Annotated in this window: 4 protein-coding genes; 1 reads left to right on the forward strand and 3 read right to left on the reverse strand. The window is 58.0% G+C overall.

Annotation, left to right across the window (positions count from 1 at the left end; genetic code table 11):
• The first annotated feature begins 249 nt into the window (after positions 1–249).
• Complete coding sequence (locus Q8M73_11750) at positions 250–1,047, forward strand: matrixin family metalloprotease (protein MDP2289224.1); 798 nt, start codon at positions 250–252, stop codon at positions 1,045–1,047.
• A 19-nt stretch (positions 1,048–1,066) separates the two neighbouring features.
• On the opposite strand, the gene Q8M73_11755 is transcribed toward Q8M73_11750, so the two are convergent.
• The 3 genes from Q8M73_11755 to Q8M73_11765 all read right to left on the reverse strand — a co-directional run.
• Positions 1,067–1,702 (reverse strand): class F sortase, encoded by a 636-nt coding sequence (locus tag Q8M73_11755; GenBank protein MDP2289225.1) that lies wholly within the window; start codon positions 1,700–1,702, stop codon positions 1,067–1,069.
• The gene (locus Q8M73_11760; protein MDP2289226.1) at positions 1,686–2,672 is read right to left on the reverse strand and encodes a hypothetical protein; all 987 of its coding nucleotides are present in this window, start codon (positions 2,670–2,672) and stop codon (positions 1,686–1,688) included. The genes Q8M73_11755 and Q8M73_11760 overlap by 17 nt, the downstream gene beginning before the upstream one ends.
• Before the next feature lie 328 nt (positions 2,673–3,000).
• A partial coding sequence (locus tag Q8M73_11765) for an SDR family oxidoreductase (GenBank protein ID MDP2289227.1) occupies positions 3,001–3,218 on the reverse strand: 218 nt, incomplete at its 5' end.

Here is a 3,218-nt window from a genome sequence, read left to right on the forward strand (position 1 = left end):
GCCGCCAGCCAGCCACCATTGGCGAAGCGGTAGAAGTCCACACCCGGATCAACGGATGAATCCCTGTCCATTGCATTCAACGCCATTGCTTGCACTCCTTGATCCATCCGAAACAGCAGGCGACTCAACCTAAGCCATGAAAGAAGATGCCAGCGGGCACTGTCCAGGTGTAGTCACCCACCCAGGTCCGTTTGATGCTCATTGTCTCAACAGCAACTATGGTGCGAGCAAGTCCAGTTGGAGGTGAACATGCGATCGACTCTTGCGCGAGTCTGCGTTGGAGTCTTGGCGATGCTCATACCAGGATTCGCCCTGTTCCCATCGACGGCCCAACCTGCTCCAGTCGATAGCCGTCTCACCGCTGACTACGCATCGATCTTCACCGATCCCGGACTCGTCAATAGTGGCTGGGCCCGATGTGCCACTCCAATCAGGTGGAGCGTGGACACTGGCGCGCTGAACGCTGCTCAGGCCGCGAAACAGATTGGTAGTTTGAACTGGGCGTTTGATATTTGGTCAAAGGCATCTGGGCTCACCTTCGCCTACTCGGGGAAGACCACGCTGAACTTCAGCGAGAAAGACTTCAACCTCACGCCAGTCTCGGGCGGTACGCAGGCCGAAAGAGAGATACTCATTGACTTCATCCCTCCGGGCGTATCCCCATTGTTGGCTGGAAACGTCGTAGGCCAAGGCTCGCCAACTGCACTCTTTGGTACCCGCGAGATCATCAGCGGGATCGCGCTGTTCAGATCAGACCACGTCGTCAGGGCATCAACGTCACAGACGCGTAGCGAGTACCTGCACGAAATTGGGCATGTGCTGGGGCTGGCGCATGCCCGCAATCGCGCGAACATCATGTATCCCATTCTCGGCAACCAGATCAAGCTCGGGCCAGGGGATGTGCAGGGAATTCGAGCGCTGACAAAGCCTTGTCCACCGGCTACAGGAGTCCCGCCGGTCGGTGAGGATGTTCCAACTCTGCCGGTTCCTGTACCGACATTGCCGGTTCCTGTGGCGACGTCCCTGCCGGCGGCACCTCAGCCATAAGCCTTGGAGCGCCAAGCCATCACAGTTCCGGATTTGACGTAGGTACCGCTGTGACGACCACGTTGTCCTGGTATCCGCCATTGGCGCTGTCGTAAGCGCCACCGCAACTCACCAGCGTCAATCGCGGACTTCCGTCAATGGCGAAGAGCTCAGCCAGTGGCAGTCTCTTCTTCGGGATGAATTCGCGCGCAATGACTGTGTAGTCCAAGGACTGTTGTGCCGAATTCAAGACGCTGACATGGTCGCCGGGATTCAAGGCTCCCAGCTCGTAGAACACACCGTGCCCCTGGTCCTGCCCATCGCGATGTCCCACAATGACGGCCGATCCTCGGTCAGCCCCAGGAGCAACGCCCAATTCGTACCAGCCCGCAAGGCGAATATCAGCCGGAATATCCAAGGCACGTGCTGAATCCAAGGCAACAGGCAGCACACGCGTATCGACGCCCAGGCTGGGGATGACAATCCCAATCGGAACCGGTACGAATTGGGAAGAAGCTGCCGGGCTTGGCATGGCACTCAATTGACGAGCACCGACCGATCCCGGCTCTGCTGAGGATCGAGCCCACAGTGTCAGTGGGATCGCCACCGCTGCCGCAAGACTCACCCCCAGCAGAACAAGCCAGATGATTCCTGCGCGATTACGCAGAATCTGCATGCTCCCGGCTCCGTGCAACACCAACCGCTGATCCTGCGACCATCAGAAGTGCAAGAGCAGTAAGGGCGATGGCCATCACTGGAATGCTCTGATCAACGGACGATCCGTCTCCCGCAGGAACACTGGCTGGCAATACAGCCCTTCCCGGCAGGCCGGCACTGTTCTTTGACGCATCGTTGCTGTTTGCCGCACCAACAGAACCCGCAGCAGGATTAGCTGCATCCACCGGTCCATCGGCCGAATTGCCTGCAGCGCTGCCAGTTCCCGACGCCGTGCCGTTGGAGGTACCTGGTATTGCGGTTCCACTGGAGTTCGAATTGGGATTCACTCCAGTTGTCGTGGTAGCGCTCGGGCTGCCAGTTGGGCTGGGTGTCGAAGTGGACGTGGGTGTGGCGGTGGGTGCCATTGAGGCGCCAGTCGCGCGGACGCAGCCGCGGGCAATCCAATCCAGATTGCCGGTATTCAAGCCAGCAAATGCAATGCCTCCGGTAACCGGGTTCTTCACCGCCGGGATGATGTCGCCCCAGTTGTCTCCTGAGCGATTGACAGCTGCATTGAACACCGGCCCGGTGTGCTTGCCGTGGCCATTGCCGATCCCACTCATCAGGCGCGTGATGCTTGACGCATCAACTGTGATGACAACATAGGGATTGCTTGCTGAGCGAGTGGCATGGCAAATCGTCACCGCGTAGTGACCGTTTGTTCCATCACTGCTCAGTCCATTGATCGAGCCATTCGAAGTTGATGAACTGCTGGGCTTGGGCGAGGAATCCGCTTTGCTACCAGGACTGGGGTTGCCGTTATTGCTGTGCGTCGGAGTCGGAGAGGGAGTGTTCGCCGCCGAAGCAACTGACGCCATCGCGACGCTGGCTGTTGAGGCCAGAAGTACTGCCGAACCAATGGCCAGGAGCTGGGTTGACTTTCGAGAACTGCGCTTTGTTGAGCTGGGGCTGAATTCTTTTCTGTTCATGGGGCACCTCGATGAATGCTGCGTGTGTGGAAGATCCACTTTGATCAGGGACGATCGGACTCGCGCAAGACATGACTGTTCAAAGGCATGCAGCGTCGAGGGCGATTGTGTTGCGATTCAACGCCAGAGAATCAATCGCGACGTTGTGCGCGGTCGATGGGAAGAACGCGCAAGCCCGGATCCTTTTGCATCTGTATTGAGCCACGAGCTCCGGGGTAACTAAATTTCACTGTACATGCCGAATCCACCTGACACAACGAAAAATCGGCTCCCCGGAAAGGTGCTATCGAATAAAGGAAAACCTCTGCTCCACAAGGACAACGACGCGCTACTGCACCGACCAACCACCATCACTGGGCAAGATCGCACCGTTGATGTTCACGGCGTCGTCAGACAGCAGGAAGGTGATGGAAGCAGCCAGTTGCTCAGCGGTTGCGACTGGAGTGATGAGCTGCATGTATGCATTCAAACGCTGCGTGCCAAACGGTGCATACGCAGAAGGAGCCAGACCAGTGGCCACGCCTCCAGGAGCTACTGCATTCGTGC

It is taken from the genome of Actinomycetota bacterium (genome assembly GCA_030684515.1).
Lineage (GTDB): Bacteria > Actinomycetota > Actinomycetes > S36-B12 > S36-B12 > UBA11398.